Here is a 20,068-nt window from a genome sequence, read left to right as displayed (position 1 = left end):
CCTGAATATCAGCATATCCTAAAGGGATGCGTCGGTCAGCGACTTCTCCAGCCCCGACAGGTGAATGCCGCACTCGGTCTTGGCATGACCGGCCCAGCGGCCGCTGCGCGCGTCCTCGCCCGGCTGCACCGGCTGCGTGCACGGGAAGCAGCCGATCGACAGATAGCCATAAGCGACCAGCGGATTTTCGCGCAGCGCATGCGCGCGCATATAGTCGGCCTGATCCGATGTCGTCCAATGCGCCAGCGGATTGATGCGGATGCGCGGCCCGACCGCCTCGAACACCGGCAGCGCTGCCCGCGTCTCGGCCTGAAAACGCTTGCGGCCAGTGAGCCAGGCACGAAATGGCGCGACACCGCGCGCCAGCGGCTCCACCTTGCGCACGTCGCAGCAGGCATCGGTATCGCTTTGGTGCAGATTGCCCGTCGGATCGATCCGTTCGAGTGCTGCTTCCTCGGGTTTGATCACCCTTATGTTGGTCAGCCCGAAATCGGCGGCAAGCGCATCGCGATAGCCGAGCGTCTCCTCGAAATGCTTGCCGGTGTCGAGGAAGATGACCGGCAGCGTCCGGTCGATCTTGGCGATCATGTGCAGCAGCACGGCCGAATCCGCGCCGAACGACGACACCGCCGCGATCTCGTCGAGGAACAGTTCGCGGGCCGAGCGTTCGATGATCTCGAGCGGCTTCAGATGACCATAGAGCGCATCGAGCCCAGCCGCTTTGGCGGCGATGCCGTCATCGACGTCTCCAATACGGTCAAGCGGCCTTGGCTTCGCCAGCATAGAGCGCCTCCTTGAACGGCGCGGGACCGACTCGGCGGTAGGCGTCGATGAATTTCTCTTGTGGGTCGAGCCGAAGGCCGAGATAGGTCTCGACGATCTGTTCGATGGCGTCGGTGATCTCTTCCGAAGAGAAGCCGCGGCCGATGATCTCGCCGACCGAGGTGTTCTCGTCGGCCGAGCCGCCCAGCGTCACCTGATAGAGTTCGGAGCCCTTCTTCTCGACGCCGAGGATGCCGATGTGGCCGACATGGTGATGACCGCAGGCGTTGATGCAGCCGGAGATCTTCAGCTTCAGTTCGCCGATCTCGCGCTGCCGCTCAAGCGAGGCGAAGCGGCGCGAGATTTCCTGCGCGATTGGGATCGAGCGCGCCGTGGCCAGCGCGCAGTAGTCGAGGCCCGGGCAAGCGATGATGTCCGATATCAGGTTGGAATTGGCCGTGGCCAGGCCGATGCCGACCAGCGCATCATAGACCGCCTTGAGGTCGGCGCGGGCCACATGCGGCAGGATCAGGTTCTGCTCATGGCTGACACGCAGCTCGTCAAAGCCATATGTCTCGGCGATGTCGGCAATTGCGTCCATCTGGCTGTCCGAGGCGTCGCCGGGCACCTCGCCGATGCCCTTCAGCGAGATCGTCACCGCCGCATAATCGGGATGGCGGTGCGTCACGACATTCTGGTCGAGCCACTCCGAGAACCCCTTGGAATCGAGCCGCGCCAGCTTGACCGCCTGGTCGCCTTCCAGCCGCTCAGCCAGTGCCGGTGGCGCGAAATAGGCCTCGATGGCGCGGATATCGGCTTCCGGCAGCTTCAGCTGGGCGTCTTTCAACTCTTGCCACTCGGCCTCGATTTGGCGGGTGATCTCCTCGACGCCGGTCTCATGGACGAGGATCTTGATGCGCGCCTTGTACTTGTTGTCGCGGCGGCCATAGAGGTTGTAAACGCGCAGGATCGCCGTGCAGTAGGACAAAAGGTCGGCTTCCGGCAGGAAGTCGCGGATTTTGCGGGCAACCATTGGCGTGCGGCCCTGGCCGCCGCCGATATAGACGGCGAAACCGAGTTCGCCGGCGGCGTTCTTCCTCAGGTGCAGGCCGATGTCGTGGGTCTGGATGGCGGCGCGGTCGCGCTCGGCCCCCGTCACCGCGATCTTGAACTTGCGCGGCAGGAACGAGAATTCCGGATGCACCGACGACCACTGGCGCAGGATTTCCGCGTAGGGACGCGGATCGGCGACCTCGTCGGCGGCAGCGCCGGCGAAGTGGTCGGCGGTGACGTTGCGAATGCAATTGCCGCTGGTCTGGATGGCGTGCATCTCGACGCTTGCGAGATCGGCCAGGATCGCCGGAATGTCCGACAGCGCCGGCCAGTTGAACTGGATGTTCTGGCGCGTGGTGAAATGGCCGTAGCCCTTGTCGTATTTGCGGGCGATGTGGCCGAGCATGCGCAGCTGCTTGCCGTTCAGCGTGCCATAGGGCACCGCGATGCGCAGCATGTAGGCATGCAGCTGCAGATAGACGCCGTTCATCAGCCTCAATGGCCGGAACTGGTCCTCGGTGATCTCGCCGGCAAGACGGCGCTGCACCTGGTCGCTGAACTCGGCGACGCGGGCCTGGACAAAATCGTGGTCGAACTCATCGTAACGGTACATGCTTGGTCTTTCAGGGCGCGTCCGCCCATGCCTGGTGTCTTGGTTATGCTGCCCGCGCAGCCTGCTTGCCGAGATCGTTGCGGATGGTCGGGCCGGCGGCGCGGATCTTCTCGCGCAGCCGCACCGGTTGGACGACGCCGTTGACGACTTCAGCGTCGATCAAATTGACGTCGACCACTTCGTTGGCGGCATAGGCCTTGGCGCCGATCGCCTCGAGCCTGTCATCGGCTGCCTTGTCATGGGCGAGGTCGGCATGATCCACCGTCTCGGCCCAGCCGCCATCGGCGTACCAGACGGCGATGCCGTCGGTGAGGCGGTTGGCGGTCAGTATCTTCATTGCTGAACTCCTTCGGCGACCGAACTGGACGCGCCTTCATGCCTGTGTGCCGCCAGCGGCTCGGACCGTTCAAAGTTGGCGCCGGCGACCGCATCGCCGATGATGGTCATGACCGGGCCGGAAAGATCGGCGCGCGCTTCCAGCGACGGCAGGTCGGCAAGCGTGCCGTGGAAGCGCCGCCGGTTGGCGAGGCTGGCATTCTCGACCACGGCCACCGCAGTGTCCGGCGACAGACCGGCCTCGATCAGCCGTCCGGCAACCTCGGCCGCCACCGAGCGGCCCATATAGACGGCGACGGTGGCGCCCGAAATCGCGAGCTTGGCCCAGTCGGGCAGCGAATTGCCCTTGAGGTCGTGGCCGGTGGTGAACACCATCGACGAGGAGACACCGCGCAAGGTCAGCGGCAGTTCGAAATCGGCGGCGGCGGCAAAGGCCGCGGTGACGCCCGGAACCACCTCATAGGCGATGCCGGCGTCGCGAAGTGCCGCCATCTCTTCGCCGGCCCGGCCGAACACCAGCGGATCGCCAGACTTCAGCCGCACGACACGCTTGCCTTCACGGCCAAGCTCGACCAGCAGCGCATTGATCTCAGCCTGGCTCTTGGTGTGGCAGCCCTTGCGCTTTCCGACCGGCAGGCGCTCGGCATCGCGGCGACCCATGGCAACGACCGCCTCGGGCACAAGGGCGTCATGGACGATGACATCGGCTTCCATCAGCAGACGATGGGCTCGCAAGGTCAATAGATCCTCGGCGCCCGGACCGGCGCCAACCAGCGCGATGTGACCGCAAGCGGGCGTGTTCGACAGCAGAAGATCGACGGCGGCGTCATGCGCCTGCGAAAGCTGGCCGGCTTCAGCCGCGCGCGCAGGAGCGCCAGCGAAGAAATCATTCCAGAAGCGGCGGCGGGCATTGCCTCTCGGCAGCAGCTTCTCGGCAGCCCCGCGAAACGAAGCCGCAAGAATTGCCAGCGGCCCGAGCGACGGCGACAGCATGCGGTCGATGCGGCCGCGCAACATCTGGGCAAGCACCGGGCCTGCACCCTCGGTGCCGATGGCGATGGCCACCGGCGCACGGTTGACCAGCGCCGGGGTGAAGAAATCGCAAAGCTCAGGCCGATCGACGGCATTGACCGGAATGCCTAGGCGGCGCGCATCCGCGGCCACCCGGCGGTCGAGTTCCTCGTCGCCGCTGGCGGCAAACACCATGACCGCGCCTTCGAGCTGCGACGCCTCGTAAGCCGCGGCAAAATGCGTCGCGCCGGCCTGGGCGACGAAGGCGAGCAGGTCGGGCTCGGCGTGTTCCGCGACGATCCGCAGGAGCGCGCTCGACTGTCCGATCAGCCGCGCCTTGGCCAGCGCCTCTTCGCCGCCCCCGACGATGGTCACAGCTTCGCCCTCAACCCGCATGAACACGGGGAAGGCGTTGAGCTTGGGAGCAGTGTGCGACATGGACGCGAGCGGAATCCTCAATGAGCTTGCAGTTCTACGCGCGAGCGCGAGAAACCAGAAGGAACGCACTCGCGCATCCCTTATCGGGATGCAATTGCTTTTCTGAAAGCATCCCGGCCAAGAGAAAAATATTTCTCATTTACAGATAGAGCGGATTCAAGCTGCTGTCGCAGGCCTTGATTTGTGGCTCTTTTAGCGCCCGGCGAGAAAAGCCGCAAAACTGTTTTTTCTAAATTCTACCAACTTAGTAGATTAAAGTCGCGACCTCGGGATAGCCAGAATGTCCAACGCCGACGTGGCTGCCGACTGGAACATTACCGGCTCGAGGCGCGTTCTCAAAAGGCCCATCATGTCGGATCGAAATCCGGCTGCGGAATGCCAACTAAAGGTCGCCACGCGGCTAAAAAGGAGCCCTGTCATCATGAACACAATCATACTCAAGCACGGTATCTGGGTGATCGTGGCCGATGGCGAGAAGGCGCTTTTCCTCAGGAACGCCGGTGACAACAAATATCCGAATCTCGAGGTGGTGCAGGAAATGCAGCAGGACAACCCGCCCACCCGCGAGCAAGGCAGTGACAGCCCCGGCCGATACAGTGATGGTCCCTCCGTACACCGCAGCGCAGTCGAGGATACGGACTGGCACCGCATCGGCAAGGAGCGTTTTGCCGATGAAATCGCCGCCCGGCTCTACAAGCTCGCGCATGACGGCGAGTTCAGCGAGATCGTGCTCGTCGCGCCGCCGGTGGTGCTTGGGACAATGCGCAAAAAGCTGCACAAGGAGGTCGGGGACAAGGTGACCGCCGAAATTCCCAAGACATTGACCAACCATGCCATACCGGAAATCGAGGCCTTGCTGCGGGCAGCCTGATCTATCGGCCCTGACGAATCGAGACGAATAGCTCCGCACAAATTCCGATCCGGCCGGCAGCTTTCTCAGCTGCCGGTCAAATTTTCGCGGCAGCGCCGTCGATTTCACGGCTTTGCGGGTTGCATCGCCGACATACCATCCACCATATTGCAAACAGGCGGCGGCCTTGGGCGGCGCTCATCCAACATCGCTGACTTGAAAGGCGCTCCATAGACAATGCCGCATGACACGCCCCTTATCGCCACCATCGTCGCCGGTCTGGGGCTGGCTTTCGTCTTCGGGGCTCTCGCCAACCGCTTCCGCATTCCGCCCCTGGTCGGTTATCTCATAGCCGGCGTGCTGGTCGGGCCGAACACGCCCGGCTTCGTCGCCGATGCCGGGCTTGCCAACGAACTGGCCGAAATCGGCGTCATCTTGCTGATGTTCGGCGTCGGGCTGCACTTCTCGCTCAAGGATCTGCTGTCGGTGCGTGCCATCGCCGTGCCGGGCGCCATCGTCCAGATCGGCTTTGCCACCGCGCTTGGCGCTGGTCTTGCCTGGATGCTCGGCTGGTCGATGGGCGCGGGGCTGGTGTTCGGCCTGGCGTTGTCGGTCGCCTCGACCGTGGTGCTGCTGCGTGCCCTGCAGGAACGGCGGATGATCGAGACCGAGCGCGGCCGCATCGCCGTCGGCTGGCTGATCGTCGAGGATCTGGCCATGGTGCTGGCGCTGGTGCTGCTGCCGGCGCTCGCTGGCGTGCTCGGCGGCCAGGAGCAGGCCGACGCCCATGCCAGCGGCCTGCTGTCGCTGCCGGCCAGCTACGGCATCTGGGGCGTCGTCGGCATCACGCTGGCCAAGGTCGCCGCCTTCGTCATCGTCATGCTGGTGGTCGGCCGCCGGGTCATTCCCTGGATCCTGCACTATGTCGCCCATACCGGCTCGCGCGAACTGTTCCGGCTGGCGGTTCTGGCCATCGCGCTCGGCGTCGCCTTCGGTGCGGCCAAACTGTTCGGTGTCTCGCTGGCGCTGGGCGCCTTCTTCGCCGGCATGATCATGAGCGAATCCGAACTCAGCCACCGCGCGGCGGAAGAATCGCTGCCGCTGCGCGATGCCTTCTCCGTGCTGTTCTTCGTCTCGGTCGGCATGCTGTTCGACCCGTTCAGCCTGATCAGCAATGGTTGGCCGATCCTGGCGACGCTCGCCATCATCATCATCGGCAAATCACTGGCCGCGTTCGCCATCGTTGTTGCCTTCGGCTATCCCATCGCCACGGCGCTGATAATCTCGGCAAGCCTCGCCCAGATCGGCGAGTTCTCCTTCATCCTGGCTGAACTCGGCGTCGGGCTGAAGCTGCTGCCGGAACAGGGCCGCGACCTCATTCTGGCCGGTGCGATCCTGTCGATCGTCCTCAACCCGCTGATGTTCCTGGCCATCGACTGGATGAAGCCATGGCTGGAACGGCGCGCCGCCAGGACGGCACCACCGGTCGAGGCAAAACCGGTTGGTCCAGCGACGGAGCCGGGCCAGGTGGCCTCTGTCGCGGCAGCGGCGAAAAAGGAGGACGGGCCGCCGCCAAAGACGGCACTCACCGGCCATGCCATCCTGATCGGCTACGGCCGTGTCGGTGGCCTGGTCGGCTCGGCCCTGAAAGGCGCGGCAATGCCCTTCCTGGTCATCGAGGACGCCGACAAGACGCTGGCGAAGCTGAAAGCGGACAGCGTCGAGACCGTCGCCGGCAATGCGGCCAATGCCGAAGTGTTCGCCGCCGCCAATCCCGAGGGCGCCAGCCGGCTGATCCTTGCGATCCCCAATGCCTTCGAAGCCGGCCAGATCGTGCTCCGCGCGCGCGCCGCCAATCCCGCTATCAACGTCATCGCCCGTGCCCATTCCGATGCCGAGGTCGAACATCTCAAGGGTTTGGGCGCCGATACGGTGATCATGGGCGAGCGCGAGATTGCGCGCGGGATTGTGGAAGAAGTTCTCGGTTCCAAACCGGAGTTGAGGCGCGAAACCGCCGAGCCGTCGGTGGCCTGAGTCCCAAAGCCCAAGCTGCACTCTCGCACGCTGGCAACGTGATCGGCTCGACCACCCTTTCAAGCGAGCATCACGCCACGAATGCAGAGCCGCCATTTTGCGCGATACCGCTGAGGTATTTGGCCGGCGGCTTCCCAAGCGCCTTCTTGAACATGGTGATGAAGGCCGTAACGGAACCATAGCCGAGATCGCCCGAGACCTGCTGGACACTCTTGCCGGAAGCCAGTTCCCGAATTGCAACGATCAAGTGCAATTGCTGGCGCCAGCGCCCGAAACTCAGCCCCGTCTCCTTTGCCACAAGGCGGGCGAGGCTGCTCTCGCTGAGCGCGATGCGGTTGGCCCATTCCGCCAGTGTGCTGCGGTCGGCAGGATCTTGCGCCAACGCCTCGGCGATCCTGTTCAAGCGTGGCTCGGACGAGATCGGCAGGTGCAATTGCTGGACAGGCATGCGTGGCAATTCGGTGAGCAGCATCTTGGTCAAGAGTTCGCCCCTCGCCCCGTCACCCTCCACCCGATCGGAAAGCTCGATGATCAATTCGCGCAGCAGGGGCGAGATTGAAAACGTGCAGCACCGCTCCGGCAGATCGGCGGCTCCCGGCTCTATGTAGACGAAAAAAATCCTAGCGTTGGCGGTTGCGACATTGCTGTGCTCCATGCCGCCGGGGATCCACACCCCGCAATGCGGCGGCACCATCCATAGACCGCTTGGAACGCGGCATGTGACGCCGCCGCCGAGTGCGAAGACGAGTTGGCCTTTGCGGTGCCGATGGGGGGGGGACTTCCGCTCTGGTGTCGGGGATGTCGACGCGCACGGCAATCGCCGGCGCGGCAGGGTCATCCACATCGAGATCGAGCCAGGGGTAGCTGAGGGGTTGTCTCATGGTTGACTGTTATTAGCGATTAAACGCCATGATAGCTAAATTCTTTAACGGCGAAAGTCGATAAGCTCCGGCTCATACTCAGCTTGCCGTGCTTTCCACAGCAAGCTGGCACCGACAAGCCAGCAACAAGGTACACCATGCTCGCCCTGGTCATCTCTCCCGAAAGCGCGACCGGGTTGAGGCTCGTCGACATCGCCGAGCCTCAACCGGCCTCGAACGAAGCGCTTGTCTCGGTCCACGCAACTTCGTTGAACCGGGGCGAACTGCGCCTGCTTGCCATACGCCCCGAGGGCTGGACACCCGGCCAGGACATCGCGGGGATTGTCGAACGAAGAGCAGCCGATGGTTCCGGGCCAGCCGTCGGCGCCCGGGTTGTTGCTTTGGTCGACGAGGCCGGTTGGGCCGAACGCATCGCAGTCCCAATCGACCGTCTCGCCGTCCTGCCGGATGACGTCAGTTTCGTTTCCGCAGCCACGCTTCCTGTCGCCGGTACGACGGCACTAAGGACTCTACGCCATGGCGGCGACCTCGCCGGCCAGCAGGTCTTGATCACCGGTGCAAGCGGAGCGGTCGGCCGTTTTCAGATCCAGATCGCCCGCGAGCAAGGCGCCTCGGTGACGGCAATCGCCGCGGCCCGGCATGCCGACGATCTCCGCGGCCTCGGAGCCCGGCAGGTTGTCGAAGCGATCGATCTGGCCGAGGGGCCGTTCTCGCTGATCACCGAGTCGGTCGGCGGCCAAAGCCTCGCACGCGCGATCGAACGTATCGCACCTGGCGGGACCATCGTCATGTTCGGTTCGAGCAGCGGCGAGCTGACGCCCGTCGGATTCCGCCAGTTCGTTCCGGATCATGAAGGGGCAAGGCTTCAGACTTTTGCGTACTACACGTCTGGTCCAGGCATCGGCGAGGACATCGCCTCACTGCTCGCTCTGGTCGCAGCCGGCCGGCTCGAAACGCGCGTGGCCTTGACGGCGCCGTGGACAGACGTCGCTCAAGCGCTGGACGCACTGCGACAGCGCAGCTTCAGCGGCAAGGCTGTTCTCACCATAACAGGATGAGCATCCTGTTTTGTCACACGTGCTGGCCGCCATTGATGTGGATTTCCGAGCCAGTCACATACGACGCCTGCTGCGAGCACAGGAAAAAGATGATGTCGGCGACTTCGGCCGTGGTGCCAAGGCGCCTGAGAGGAATGGTCTCGACGATCTTGTCCGTGCCCGGCGACAGGATCGCGGTATCGATTTCGCCCGGCGCAATCGCGTTGACGCGGATGCCGTGCGGGCCGAAATCATGTGCCATCTCGCGCGTCAGCGAGCCGAGTGCCGCCTTCGATGTCGCGTAGGCCGTGCCTGCGAAAGGATGCACGCGGGTTCCGGCGATCGAGGTTACGTTGACGATCGAGCCCTTGGCCGCCGCCAGTTCCTTGAACAGCCCGCGCGCCAGCATGATCGGCGCGAAGAAATTGACCTGGAACACGTCGCGCCAGACATGCATCGGCGTGTCGATCGAATTCATGCGGCTGTTGCCGTCCTTGAGCTTCGGCGAAATGCCGGCATTGTTGACCAGCGCATGCAACTGGCCGCCATGCGCTTCCAGCCGGTGGCGAATTTCGGAGACGGCGATGCCGACATCCTCCTGATCGGCGAGATCGACCTTGATGTGGTCTTCCGGCCCGGCCGGCCACGGGCAGTCCTCGGCGAAAGCCTGCCTGGAGCAGGTGATGACGCGCCAGCCCTCGCGCGAAAAACGCTTGACGGTGGCGTGGCCGATGCCGCGGCTGGCGCCGGTCAGCACGATGGTCTTTCGGGTGTCGAGTTCAGTCATTTCAGGTCTCCAGCCGGCAGATGTAGCCGAACGCCGCCGAGGTGGCGAGAGGCCGAAATGTCACCACTCACCTCAAAGGAGGAACCGGGAAGCTGGCTCGCCGTTGGTCCTTGAATGCGGAAAGGGCGCGGGGTTCTGAATCAATCTATCAGGACAAAGCCATGACACAGACAGCACCCCTCGACATCGCCACTGCCTTCACCAAAGCGTGGACAGGACACGACCTCGAAAAGGCAGCATCCTATGTCGCCGACGACGTCGTTTTTGATGGGCCGATGCAACAGTCGACTGGCAAGGCCCCCTGCCTCGAGGGCCTGACCAAACTTTCACAGGATGTGACCGGTGTGCGCATGATCGCGGCCTTCGGAGACGATCACCAGGCGCTGCTTATGTATGAATTGATGACAAAGTCGTCCGGCGCGCTTTCCTGCGCCAAGCACCTCACCATCAGCGACGGCAAGATTCACAGCGACAAACTGACCTTTGACAGCAAGAAGCTGGGCAGCGCCAAATCAAAGGCGAATTAGCGGGTCTACTCAGCCGCCAAGGAGGTCGAGGATCGAGGTCTGCCGCTTCTTGCGCGGGCCGCCGACGTCGCCTGGCGGCACCGGGTGCTTGATCGACGCGGTGGCGCCGTCATCCCCCGGCATGGAAAGGCCATCGGCATCGACGGTTTGGGCGGGACGAGCCGCGCGGACCGGCGCTGGCGCTTGGGCAACCGGCGCTGTTGGCCGCGCCGGTGCCTGCTGACCGACCGACGTGGACGGAACCGGCGCCGTGTTGTTCGCCGAGGGTATCTCGTCGGGGACGATTGTGTCGGCCGGCGTCGACTTCCAGGTGCCGGGCAGCGGCCGCACCGGCACACCCTCGTGGGCCGCAACCATGAACTCGTGCCAGGCCTGCGCCGGCAGTGCGCCGCCGGTGACCTTCTTCATCGGGCTGCCATCATCATTGCCGAACCACACACCGGTGGTGAGATTGGCGGTGTAGCCGACGAACCAGGCGTCGCGCGAATTCTGACTGGTGCCGGTCTTGCCGGCCGATGGCCAGGCGAAAGCCGCTTTCCGGGCAGTGCCGATCTCAACCGTGCCCGTCATCATCGAGTTCATCATGCCGACGATCTCAGGCTTGACGACGCGCGGCGCGCTGCCGCCGCCGCTGTCGTAAAGCACCTTGCCCTCGGTGGTCGTCACGCGCCGGATGAAATGGATGTCGGGCTTGTAGCCGCCATTGGCAAAGGGGACATAGGCCGACGTCAGCTCCAGCGGCGTCACTTCCGAAGTGCCGAGCGCGATCGAGGTGTTGGCTGTCAGGTCGGACTGGATGCCCATGCGGTGCGCCGCCTCGACAACCGCGTTCGGCCCGACTTCCATGGTCAGCTGCGCTGCCACCGAATTCAAAGACTTGGCCAGCGCGGTGGCCAGCGTCACCTTGCCGAAATACTTGCCGCCGTAATTGTCGGGCGTCCAGTTGCCGATCTTGATCGGCGCATCGTTGCGGATGCTGTCGGGCGTGCGGCCGGCTTCAAGAGCGGCCATATAAACGAACGGCTTGAATGCCGAGCCCGGCTGGCGACGTGCCTCCGAAGCACGGTCGAACTGGCTGGTCGAATAGTCGTAGCCGCCGACCATGGCGCGCACCGCACCGGAATCGTCGATCGACACCAGGGCGCCCTGGCTGACGTTGAGTTTCTTGCCGCTGTCGTCGATCAGCCTGCGGATCGATTGCTCGGCGAGCTTCTGCAGGTTCAGGTCGACGGTGCTGTCGATGACGATATCGCCGCGTACGTCGCCGATCAGGTCGGGCAGTTCCTCCATGATGGTATCGGCGACGTAATTCTCCGAGCCGGTCCAATAGGAAGGCGCACGCGTTGCCGGCGCGCTCATCGCCGAGGTCAGTTCCTTGGCGCTGATCTTGCCCTCGTCGCGCATGGCGGCAAGCACCAGCTGCGAGCGTTCCTCGGCGGCCTTCGGATCGCGTGCCGGGGACAGCCGCGACGGCGCCTTCAGCAGGCCGGCAAGCAATGCGGCTTCCGACAGGGTGACGTCGCGCGCGCTCTTGCCGAAATAGCGGCGCGAGGCGGCTTCGACGCCATAGGCGCCAGAGCCGAAATAGACCCGGTTCAGGTACATTTCGAGGATCTGGTCCTTGGTGTGCTTGTGCTCCAGCCATAGCGCCAGCAGCACTTCCTGCACCTTGCGCTCCAGCGTGCGGTCGGGTGTCAGGAACAGGTTCTTGGCCAATTGCTGGGTCAGCGTCGAGCCACCCTGCGAGAAATGCCCGCCAAGCACATTGGTGACCATCGCGCGGGAAAGCCCGATCGGGTCGATGCCGAAATGCGAGTAGAAGCGCCGATCTTCGATGGCGATGACGGCTTCCGGGATATAGGGCGACATTTCGTGCAGGCCGACCGCCTCGCCGCCGCTCATGCCGCGATTGGCGAGCAATTGGCCATCTGCCGAGACGATCTTGATGTTGGGGGCGCGGTCGGGAATCGACCAGGTCGTCGCCGCCGGCATCTTGGCGCCGTAGTAGATGACGATGCCGGCCACGGCGATGCCGCCCCAGATGGCGAGCACGAAGCACCAGTAGAATAGCCGGCCGAGCACGCCGAACAGGCCGCGCCGGCTTCTGCCGCGCTTGACCCGCGACGATTTCCCTTTGGCCGGCTTGCGTTTTGCGGAGGCTTTGCGATTGCTCGGCACGACGCGATCCTCCTCGTTCACCGAAAGACCCGCCGAGGACCGCGCCTGCGGCGGCCCCTCGAAACTGGGTTCGATGCGACTGTCTCTGCGGTTCGCCATGCGCTGTGCTTGATGTCCCCGATGCCTATGGCGTTCGGGTTGAAGAGTAGATGCGGCGATTTAAGGGCGGGTTAAGTCGTGTTCGAATGCCGGCCTTGGGGTTGGGCAGCCAAAAAGGCCAGCGTCTGCTCTTTGCAGGTTACTGACACCACGCTGTTCGCTGTCTCGTTCAGATGGGCTCGAACTTCACATCCGGCTGGTCGGGACCGCCGGCTTGCCGCAACAGCGCGACAATGTGTTCGCCCCTGTCAACCGGCTGTCGCCTCCAGTTCGAGGCGTTCGTGACGTGCAGCCAGCCATCGACCATCATGAAAAAATCCTCGGATTGATCATGTCCGGCGCCGAAGCGAAGCGATTTGTTTTCAGCGAATCGAACCAGCGCCGGATGGATCGACCTGTAGAGCACAGGCCAGTTGCCGCCGCCGGAATCCATATGAAACTTGTAGCTCGGGGCGAAATCCAGCCGTCGCCGCAACAGGCTTCCGTCGAAAAAACAGAAGCCGGGCCACAGGAACCAGCCGCCTGGCGTCGGCGTGTCGCGCCGCACGCTGCCGTAGAGGCTTTTGCCCTCCATCCGGGCGCGGATCGAAAACGGTTCAGTCGGAAAGATGTCATGATCGATGAAGCCGAACAGCTTCGGCCCGAACCTGGGCAAGAAATTCCGCACGATCCAGTTGAGCGCTTGACCGTGCGATCTGCTGACGACCAGCCTGTTCTTCGGCAATGCGACATAGGGGACATGCTGGCGACGGCAGAGATCGCGGATTGCTTCCCTTGCCTCGCCCTTGTTGCTGTTGTCGAAAACGATGTAGCTTTCGTGCTCGGCCAGGTATCGGCGTACCAGGTGGATCTGCCATTCGATCATTTCGGGCCGGTTGAAGGCCACGGTGGCGACGACCGCATCGCGGAATACCTGCTCTTGCCCCTGCAATTCGCTGACCGGTGCGGATGTCCTCAGAAAGCGAAACACCCGCCAACGATAGCGCAGCAGCGCCTCGCGCCTTGGCGGTCTGTTCAGCCTCTCCCATTCCGCCACGGTGATCGGGGGCTGATCGACGTCTTCCGGGGCGTCAGAAGCAACCATGTCGCGCCCCCGCATGGCTTAGTTCTGCTGGATCGAAATGCCCTTGTCGTCGATCTTGAGCTCGACGCCCTTGGGTTTGGTCTGCTCGCGATAGACATAGATACCGAGCGCGATGACCACGACGACGAGCGCGCCGATGACGAGATAGAGCGTATTCTGTTTCATTGCGCGCTCTTTGCGTTGTCGAGCCTCAGGCTCGTTTCAGAACCTTGACCAGCACCAGCAGGATGATGGCGCCGATCGTGGCATGGATGATCGCGGCGAGAGTGCCGCCGCCGATGGAAAAGCCGATCCGCGGAAACAGCCAGCCGGCGATGGCACCGATGATGATGAAGACGAGCAGGCTTTCGACACCCATAGCGATTTCCTCCGAGCAAGAGGGCGACCGCGGACCGGAAAGCCCGAATCGGCCTCGACATCAACAGCTTAGGCTATTCGAAAGCAGCCGGCCTCACCAGCGGCGCGCTTATTGATCGTCGTCGTCGCTTGCGGCAGGGCGCCAGCTGGTCGGCTCGACCTTCTTTTGCGTGTGACTGTCGATATAGACCCACCAGCCGTCGTCGCGATATTGCGCGATGGATTCGTTGATGACGCCGTCGCTGTCCTTCCAGGTCACGGAGACCTTGGAGCCGTCTGTCGGCGCGGTCGCAATCGGCTTTCTGTCCGCCATGTCATTATCCCCAATTGCACCGACAAACTGAGCCGACAGAACGCGACGGCCTGTATCCGGTTCCAAACGGTCACCGGCCCGCGGAGCGCGCCAACGGCCCTCAGCTATGGGCGAAGATATCCTCTTCGTCCCAGCCCAACAGGTCAAGCTTGGCACGCGTCGGCAGGAAGCGGAAGCAGGCACCGGCCTCCTTGGTCCGCCCATCGCGCGCCAGCCGTCCGGCCAGTACATCGCGCAACCGGTGCAGATAGAGCACGTCGGAAGCCGCATATTCGAGCTGTTCGGGCGACAGCGTCTCGGCCGCCCAGTCCGACGATTGCTGCGCCTTGGACAGCCCGACGCCGAGAAGCTCGAAGCAGATGTCCTTGAGCCCGTGGCGGTCGGTATAGGTGCGGGTCAGCCGCGAGGCGATCTTGGTGCAGAACACCGGCTCCGGCATGACGCCGAACGCATTGTAGAGAACGGCAAGATCGAAGCGGCCGTAGTGGAACAGCTTGGTTACGCCACGGTTCCTCAGCAGGCTGACGAGGTTCGGCGCCTTCTTCTGGCCGGGCGCGATCTGGATGACGTCGGCGCTGCCGTCGCCGGGCGAAATCTGCACCACGCACAGCCGGTCGCGATGCGGATTGAGCCCGAGCGTTTCGGTGTCGATGGCCACTGCCCCGACATTGTAGTGCGAGAGGTCGGGCAGGTCGTTTTTATGGAAACGGATATCGGCCATTGTCTTCTCCGGTCGAGCCCTACAGTGCCCCCTGACCCGCAGGGGATGCTGCAGCGCTTTATCTTGTGGCCCGTCCTCGCCGCGATCGGCTGAAAAATCAACAGGAAAACAGGGGTGCCGCTGCTCAGCGCGTCAAGGCATCGAGAATCCGCGCCCACGAGCGCTGGCCCTTGTGGAAGGAGCTGAGCTCGTATTTCTCGTTGGGCGAGTGGATGCGGTCGTCGTCGAGGCCGAACCCGACCAGCAGCGATTCCATGCCGAGATAGGTCTGGAAATCGCCGACAACCGGAATGGAGCCGCCGCTGCCCGTCGTAACCGCCGGCTTCGGCCATTCGTCGGACAGCGCATTCTTGGCCTTGGCCAGGAAGGGCGAGTCGTAGGAAAGCTGGATTGCCGGCGAGCCGCCATGCGGATGGAATTCGACCGAACAGTCGGCCGGAATGCGCTCCTTGACGAACTTCTGGAACGCGGCCCGGATTTTTTTCGGGTCCTGCTTGTGGACGAGGCGAAACGAGACCTTCGCCGAGGCTTCGGCCGCGATCACCGTCTTGAAGCCCTTGCCGGTATAGCCGCCGATGATGCCGTTGAACTCGGCCGTCGGCCGCGCCCAGGTCAATTCCAGCACGGAGCGGCCCTTTTCGCCCGACGGGATCGACAGGCCGACCGGTCCCAGGAACGTCTCGGCAGTCTCGCCGAGCGTCTCCCATGATTTCAGGATCTGCGACGGCGTTTCCTCGACGCCATCATAGAAGCCGGGAATGGTGATGTGGCCGTCCTTGTCGTGGATATCGGCCAGCACCCTGGCCAGGACGCGGATCGGGTTGGCGGCGGCACCACCATAGAGGCCCGAATGCAGGTCGCGGTCGGCGGCCTTCACCGTGATCTCCTCACCCACCAGCCCGCGCAATCCGACGCAGATCGACGGCGTGTCGCGATCCCACATGCCGGTATCGCAGACCAGCGCGAAATCGGCCTTGAGTTCGTCGGCATTGGCCTCGAGGAACGGCTTCAGCGAAGGCGAACCGGATTCCTCCTCGCCCTCGAACAGGATGGTGATGCGGCAAGGCAGATTGCCATGCACCTGTTTCCAGGCGCGGCAAGCCTCGACGAAGGTCATCAACTGGCCCTTGTCGTCGGCCGACCCCCGACCGACGATCACCTTGTGGTCCGGCCCGACCTCCTTGACAGCAGGCGCGAACGGATCGCTTTCCCACAATTCGATCGGGTCGACCGGCTGAACGTCATAATGGCCGTAAAACAGCACATGCGGCGAACCGGCCGGGCCGTCATGGTGCGCAACCACCATCGGGTGGCCGGGCGTGTCGCGAACGCTGGCGTCGAAGCCGATCAGCTCGAGTTCGGCCACCAGCCATTCCGCCGCCTTGCGGCAGTCGGCGGCATAGGCTGGATCGGTGGAGATGGACTTGATCCTGAGCAAGCCGAACAGGCGCTCGAGGCTCTGGTCGAGATTCTTGTCGAGACGGTCGAGGACGGGGGAAACTGCGGACATATGTGAAGCCTTTCGATTCAGAACCGGAACCGTAAAGGCATGACGGGAAAACGAAAAGCCCGCGATCATTGGACCACGGGCTGCAAACGTCTCTGCGAGGCAAAAAAAGACCGCCGTGGTGGAGGGGGAACCACGGCGGCCTTCTACTCGAAACGATGCGGCAGCCCGGAGAGGGGGGATAGGCTGCCGCAGGTGTCCGGGATAGGCGGGGGACGGGCCTTGCTCCGGACTCGGCGAAAACTGCCGATGACGTGTATTTGGGTCTCTGAACGTGGCGATTCAAGGGCACGAAAATTACAGTTTTGTAACATGGCCGTGAGCAGGGTGACGGCGATCTGTCAGGGTGTTGCCGGAACCGATAGTCGAGGCTGCCTTTGGCATGGACCAAGCCGCCGCGCCGCGCTATCCCTGCCGGCATGAAAAAAGGCGATCATCTCTTCCTTGTCGACGGCTCCGGCTACATCTTCCGTGCCTATCACGCGCTGCCGCCGCTGACCCGCAAATCCGACGGCCTGCCGGTCGGCGCCGTTTCCGGCTTCTGCAACATGCTGTGGAAGCTGATGCTCGACGCCCGCAATACCGATGTAGGCATCGTGCCGACGCATTTCGCCGTCATTTTCGACTATTCGTCAAAAACCTTCCGCAACGACCTCTACCCCGAATACAAGGCCAACCGCTCGGCACCGCCGGAAGATTTGATCCCGCAATTCGGCCTGATCCGCCAGGCGACCAGGGCGTTCAACCTGCCCTGCGTCGAGATCGAAGGCTACGAGGCTGACGATCTGATCGCCACCTATGCGAGGCTCGCCTGCGAAGCCGGCGGCGATACCACCATCATCTCCTCCGATAAGGATTTGATGCAACTGGTTGGCGATACGGTCGCCATGTACGACCCGATGAAGGACCGCCAGATCGGCATTCCGGAGGTCATCGAGAAATGGGGCGTGCCGCCGGAGAAGATGGTCGACCTGCAGGCGCTGACCGGCGATTCGGTCGACAATGTGCCTGGTGTGCCCGGCATCGGGCCGAAGACGGCGGCGCAACTGCTCGAACAGTTCGGTGACCTAGACACGCTGCTGGCCCGGGCCGGCGAGATCAAACAGGACAAGCGCCGGGAATCGATCATCGCCAACGCCGACAAGGCGCGCATTTCTCGTCAGCTGGTGACGCTGATGAACGACGTACCGGTGACCGAGGGTCTGGAGGATTTCGTCCTGCACGCGCCCGACGGCCCGAAGCTGATCGGTTTCCTCAAGACCATGGAATTCACCTCGCTGACCCGCCGTGTCGCGGAAGCGACCAGCACCGAGGCCGGCGACGTCCAGGCCGTCGCGGTCACCGTCGAACGCGCCGATCATGCCCATGGCCCAGACGTTGGCGCCGGTTTGCCGCCGGTTGCCCGAAACGCGCCTGGCACTGAACCGGACGAAGCCGGCGGGACGGCGGAGACGTCAAAACAAGGCGATACCCCCTCCCTGCTCGCGGCACTAAGGCTGGAGCGCGCGGCCACCGGCAAGATCGACATTTCGGCCTATCACTGCATCCGCGATATCTCGACCCTGAAAGCCTGGGTCGCCGAGGCACGGGAGGCTGGCATCGCCGCCTTCGACGTCAGGGCGACATCCGCCGATCCGATGCAGGCCGAACTGATCGGCATGGCTATCGCCACGGCTCCCGGACGCGCCGCCTACATTCCCTTCGCCCACATGAGCGGCAATGGCGACCTGCTCGGTGGTGGCGCGCTCGAAAACCAGATTCCGCTGCGCGAGGCGCTGGCGGTGCTGAAACCGCTGCTCGAAGACAGATCGGTTCTCAAGATCGCGCAGAACCTGAAATACGATCTTGTCATCATGAGCCGCTACGGCATCGATGTCGCACCGTTCGACGACACCATGCTGATCTCCTACGTGCTCGATGCCGGTACGCCCCATGGTCACGGCATGGATGCGCTTGCCGAAAAGTGGCTCGGTCATACCCCTCTTCAGCTCAAGGACGTGACCGGCTCGGGCAAAAGCTCGGTCGGTTTCGATCTGGTCGACATCGACAAGGCGACCGCTCATGCCGCCGAAGAGGCCGATGTCACGCTGCGGCTCTGGCTGGTGCTGAAACCGCGGCTTGCCGCCAAGGGCCTGGTGTCTGTCTATGAGCGGCTGGAGCGGCCGCTGGTGCCGGTGCTGGCGCGCATGGAACAGCGCGGCATCTCGGTCGACAGGCACATCCTGTCGCGGCTCTCCGGCGAATTGGCCCAGGGCGCCGCTCGCCTCGAAGAGGAAATCTACCAGCTCATCGGCGAACGCATCAACATCGGTTCGCCAAAGCAGCTCGGCGACATCCTGTTCGGGCGCATGGGCCTGCCCGGCGGTTCCAAGACCAAGACCGGCCAGTGGTCGACGTCGGCGCAGCTTCTCGAAGATCTCGCCGCCGAAGGTCACGAACTGCCGCGCAAGATCGTCGACTGGCGCCAGCTGACCAAGCTGAAATCGACCTACACCGATGCGCTGCCCGGCTTCATCCACCCCGACACCAAGCGCGTCCACACCTCCTACGCGTTGGCCGCGACGACGACGGGCCGGCTGTCATCCTCCGATCCGAACCTGCAGAACATCCCGGTGCGCACCGCCGAGGGCCGCAAGATCAGGACCGCCTTCATCACCGACAAGAGCCATCGGCTGGTCTCGGCCGACTACAGCCAGATCGAATTGCGGGTGCTCGCCCATGTCGCCGAAATCCCGCAACTGCGGCAGGCTTTCGCCGACGGCGCCGACATCCACGCCATCACCGCGTCGGAGATGTTCAACGTGCCGGTCGAAGGCATGCCGTCGGAGGTTCGCCGCCGCGCCAAGGCGATCAATTTCGGCATCATCTACGGCATTTCGGCCTTCGGTCTCGCCAACCAGCTGTCGATCCCGCGCGAGGAGGCCGGCAACTACATCAAGAAATATTTCGAGCGCTTCCCCGGCATCCGCGATTACATCGAGGAGACCAAGGCCTATGCCCGCGAGCACGGCTTTGTCGAAACGATCTTCGGCCGCCGCATCCATTACCCCGACATAAGATCGTCCAACCCCTCGCTCCGCGCCTTCAACGAACGCGCCTCGATCAATGCCCGCCTGCAAGGCACCGCCGCCGACATCATCCGCCGTGCCATGATCCGCATGGAGGAGGCGCTGGAAAAAGCAGGCCTTTCGGCACGCATGCTGCTGCAGGTGCATGACGAACTGATCTTCGAGACCGTCGAGGCGGAAGTCGAGGCGACGATCCCGGTCGTGCGTCATGTCATGGAAAACGCGGCGATGCCGGCGGTCTCGATGTCGGTGCCGCTGCATGTCGACGCGCGAGCCGCCAACAACTGGGACGAGGCGCATTAGCACCAACGCAAGGTGTGTTGAGATTCAGATCAGGCCGAGCCGAAAATGGTGGATTCCGAGAACCGGAGCGGAGCGTACTTTTCGTACGTGAGCACCGGAAGCGGCAGGA

The 20,068-nt window shown here is 63.5% G+C and carries 17 protein-coding genes and 1 pseudogene; 5 read left to right on the top strand and 13 right to left on the bottom strand.

The window, feature by feature from the left end; genetic code table 11:
* Positions 1 to 18 precede the first annotated feature (18 nt).
* Genes A9K65_RS09010 through cysG form a run of 4 tightly spaced genes read right to left on the bottom strand, consistent with a single transcriptional unit; the run spans position 19 to position 4,213 of the window.
* Complete coding sequence (locus A9K65_RS09010) at positions 19 to 783, bottom strand: phosphoadenylyl-sulfate reductase (RefSeq protein WP_013529564.1); 765 nt, start codon at positions 781 to 783, stop codon at positions 19 to 21.
* Positions 758 to 2,428, bottom strand: a complete 1,671-nt coding sequence (locus A9K65_RS09005; RefSeq protein WP_024502839.1) for a nitrite/sulfite reductase — start codon at positions 2,426 to 2,428, stop codon at positions 758 to 760. Before A9K65_RS09005 ends, A9K65_RS09010 begins: the two co-directional genes overlap by 26 nt.
* Positions 2,429 to 2,471: 43 nt before the next feature.
* Positions 2,472 to 2,765, bottom strand: coding sequence for a DUF2849 domain-containing protein (locus tag A9K65_RS09000; protein ID WP_013529562.1), 294 nt, complete (start codon positions 2,763 to 2,765; stop codon positions 2,472 to 2,474).
* Complete coding sequence (cysG, locus tag A9K65_RS08995; protein ID WP_064995558.1) at positions 2,762 to 4,213, bottom strand: siroheme synthase CysG; 1,452 nt, start codon at positions 4,211 to 4,213, stop codon at positions 2,762 to 2,764. The genes A9K65_RS09000 and cysG overlap by 4 nt, the downstream gene beginning before the upstream one ends.
* Before the next feature lie 421 nt (positions 4,214 to 4,634).
* Here cysG and A9K65_RS08990 point away from each other — a divergent pair, with 421 nt between their 5' ends.
* Together A9K65_RS08990 and ybaL are read left to right on the top strand one after the other, a co-directional pair.
* On the top strand, positions 4,635 to 5,084 hold the full coding sequence (locus A9K65_RS08990; protein ID WP_013529560.1) for a host attachment family protein: 450 nt from the start codon (positions 4,635 to 4,637) through the stop codon (positions 5,082 to 5,084).
* A 216-nt stretch (positions 5,085 to 5,300) separates the two neighbouring features.
* Positions 5,301 to 7,097 carry a YbaL family putative K(+) efflux transporter gene (gene ybaL, locus A9K65_RS08985; protein WP_064995557.1) on the top strand — a complete coding sequence of 599 codons (1,797 nt, stop codon included), beginning with the start codon at positions 5,301 to 5,303 and terminating at the stop codon, positions 7,095 to 7,097.
* Positions 7,098 to 7,167: 70 nt separating this feature from the next.
* On the opposite strand, the pseudogene A9K65_RS08980 reads toward ybaL, so the two are convergent.
* Positions 7,168 to 7,978, bottom strand: a pseudogene (locus A9K65_RS08980) (helix-turn-helix transcriptional regulator).
* 137 nt (positions 7,979 to 8,115) lie between these two features.
* On the opposite strand from A9K65_RS08980, the gene A9K65_RS08975 reads away from it, so the two are divergent.
* Positions 8,116 to 9,036, top strand: coding sequence for a zinc-binding dehydrogenase (locus A9K65_RS08975; RefSeq protein ID WP_064995556.1), 921 nt, complete (start codon positions 8,116 to 8,118; stop codon positions 9,034 to 9,036).
* 13 nt (positions 9,037 to 9,049) lie between these two features.
* Here A9K65_RS08975 and A9K65_RS08970 read toward each other — a convergent pair whose 3' ends face one another.
* A complete protein-coding gene (locus A9K65_RS08970; protein ID WP_013529556.1) occupies positions 9,050 to 9,802 on the bottom strand; it encodes an SDR family oxidoreductase in 753 nt (250 codons plus the stop codon).
* Between the two features lie 161 nt (positions 9,803 to 9,963).
* Here A9K65_RS08970 and A9K65_RS08965 point away from each other — a divergent pair, with 161 nt between their 5' ends.
* Positions 9,964 to 10,329: a nuclear transport factor 2 family protein gene (locus A9K65_RS08965; RefSeq protein WP_013529555.1), complete on the top strand. Its 366-nt coding sequence runs from the start codon at positions 9,964 to 9,966 to the stop codon at positions 10,327 to 10,329.
* A 9-nt stretch (positions 10,330 to 10,338) separates the two neighbouring features.
* Here the strand turns inward: A9K65_RS08965 and A9K65_RS08960 are convergent, their stop codons facing one another.
* The 7 genes from A9K65_RS08960 to A9K65_RS08930 all read right to left on the bottom strand — a co-directional run bounded on the left by A9K65_RS08960 (position 10,339) and on the right by A9K65_RS08930 (position 16,591).
* Complete coding sequence (locus A9K65_RS08960; RefSeq protein ID WP_013529554.1) at positions 10,339 to 12,606, bottom strand: transglycosylase domain-containing protein; 2,268 nt, start codon at positions 12,604 to 12,606, stop codon at positions 10,339 to 10,341.
* Positions 12,607 to 12,775: 169 nt separating this feature from the next.
* A complete protein-coding gene (locus tag A9K65_RS08955) occupies positions 12,776 to 13,690 on the bottom strand; it encodes a hypothetical protein (protein ID WP_064995661.1) in 915 nt (304 codons plus the stop codon).
* An 18-nt stretch (positions 13,691 to 13,708) separates the two neighbouring features.
* On the bottom strand, positions 13,709 to 13,855 hold the full coding sequence (locus A9K65_RS08950) for a hypothetical protein (protein ID WP_013529552.1): 147 nt from the start codon (positions 13,853 to 13,855) through the stop codon (positions 13,709 to 13,711).
* A gap of 25 nt (positions 13,856 to 13,880) precedes the next feature.
* Positions 13,881 to 14,048 carry a GlsB/YeaQ/YmgE family stress response membrane protein gene (locus A9K65_RS08945; RefSeq protein ID WP_084016281.1) on the bottom strand — a complete coding sequence of 56 codons (168 nt, stop codon included), beginning with the start codon at positions 14,046 to 14,048 and terminating at the stop codon, positions 13,881 to 13,883.
* 108 nt (positions 14,049 to 14,156) lie between these two features.
* The gene (locus A9K65_RS08940; RefSeq protein ID WP_013529550.1) at positions 14,157 to 14,360 is read right to left on the bottom strand and encodes a hypothetical protein; all 204 of its coding nucleotides are present in this window, start codon (positions 14,358 to 14,360) and stop codon (positions 14,157 to 14,159) included.
* 100 nt (positions 14,361 to 14,460) lie between these two features.
* Positions 14,461 to 15,081: a ribonuclease D gene (locus tag A9K65_RS08935; RefSeq protein WP_064995555.1), complete on the bottom strand. Its 621-nt coding sequence runs from the start codon at positions 15,079 to 15,081 to the stop codon at positions 14,461 to 14,463.
* Between the two features lie 124 nt (positions 15,082 to 15,205).
* Positions 15,206 to 16,591: a M20/M25/M40 family metallo-hydrolase gene (locus A9K65_RS08930; protein ID WP_064995554.1), complete on the bottom strand. Its 1,386-nt coding sequence runs from the start codon at positions 16,589 to 16,591 to the stop codon at positions 15,206 to 15,208.
* Positions 16,592 to 17,007: 416 nt separating this feature from the next.
* Between A9K65_RS08930 and polA the strand changes: the two genes are divergently transcribed.
* Entirely contained in the window at positions 17,008 to 19,959 is a 2,952-nt protein-coding gene (gene polA, locus A9K65_RS08925) for a DNA polymerase I (RefSeq protein WP_064995553.1), read from the top strand.
* Positions 19,960 to 20,068: the final 109 nt, after the last annotated feature.

It is taken from the genome of Mesorhizobium sp. WSM1497, assembly GCF_001672455.2.
In the GTDB taxonomy this organism is placed as follows: Bacteria; Pseudomonadota; Alphaproteobacteria; order Rhizobiales; family Rhizobiaceae; genus Mesorhizobium; species Mesorhizobium ciceri.
Note: the sequence above shows the minus strand (reverse complement) of the source record. Positions and strands in the feature narration are given on the sequence as shown.

Excerpts from the sequence above, each read along its gene's own strand:
- A9K65_RS09010 (WP_013529564.1), bottom strand. The coding sequence starts at position 783 with ATGCTGGCGAAGCCAAGGCCGCTTGACCGTATTGGAGACGTCGATGAC.
- A9K65_RS09005 (WP_024502839.1), bottom strand. The coding sequence starts at position 2,428 with ATGTACCGTTACGATGAGTTCGACCACGATTTTGTCCAGGCCCGCGTC.
- A9K65_RS09000 (WP_013529562.1), bottom strand. The coding sequence starts at position 2,765 with ATGAAGATACTGACCGCCAACCGCCTCACCGACGGCATCGCCGTCTGG.
- cysG (WP_064995558.1), bottom strand. The coding sequence starts at position 4,213 with ATGTCGCACACTGCTCCCAAGCTCAACGCCTTCCCCGTGTTCATGCGG.
- A9K65_RS08990 (WP_013529560.1), top strand. The coding sequence starts at position 4,635 with ATGAACACAATCATACTCAAGCACGGTATCTGGGTGATCGTGGCCGAT.
- ybaL (WP_064995557.1), top strand. The coding sequence starts at position 5,301 with ATGCCGCATGACACGCCCCTTATCGCCACCATCGTCGCCGGTCTGGGG.
- A9K65_RS08975 (WP_064995556.1), top strand. The coding sequence starts at position 8,116 with ATGCTCGCCCTGGTCATCTCTCCCGAAAGCGCGACCGGGTTGAGGCTC.
- A9K65_RS08970 (WP_013529556.1), bottom strand. The coding sequence starts at position 9,802 with ATGACTGAACTCGACACCCGAAAGACCATCGTGCTGACCGGCGCCAGC.
- A9K65_RS08965 (WP_013529555.1), top strand. The coding sequence starts at position 9,964 with ATGACACAGACAGCACCCCTCGACATCGCCACTGCCTTCACCAAAGCG.
- A9K65_RS08960 (WP_013529554.1), bottom strand. The coding sequence starts at position 12,606 with ATGGCGAACCGCAGAGACAGTCGCATCGAACCCAGTTTCGAGGGGCCG.
- A9K65_RS08955 (WP_064995661.1), bottom strand. The coding sequence starts at position 13,690 with ATGGTTGCTTCTGACGCCCCGGAAGACGTCGATCAGCCCCCGATCACC.
- A9K65_RS08950 (WP_013529552.1), bottom strand. The coding sequence starts at position 13,855 with ATGAAACAGAATACGCTCTATCTCGTCATCGGCGCGCTCGTCGTCGTG.
- A9K65_RS08945 (WP_084016281.1), bottom strand. The coding sequence starts at position 14,048 with ATGGGTGTCGAAAGCCTGCTCGTCTTCATCATCATCGGTGCCATCGCC.
- A9K65_RS08940 (WP_013529550.1), bottom strand. The coding sequence starts at position 14,360 with ATGGCGGACAGAAAGCCGATTGCGACCGCGCCGACAGACGGCTCCAAG.
- A9K65_RS08935 (WP_064995555.1), bottom strand. The coding sequence starts at position 15,081 with ATGGCCGATATCCGTTTCCATAAAAACGACCTGCCCGACCTCTCGCAC.
- A9K65_RS08930 (WP_064995554.1), bottom strand. The coding sequence starts at position 16,591 with ATGTCCGCAGTTTCCCCCGTCCTCGACCGTCTCGACAAGAATCTCGAC.
- polA (WP_064995553.1), top strand. The coding sequence starts at position 17,008 with ATGAAAAAAGGCGATCATCTCTTCCTTGTCGACGGCTCCGGCTACATC.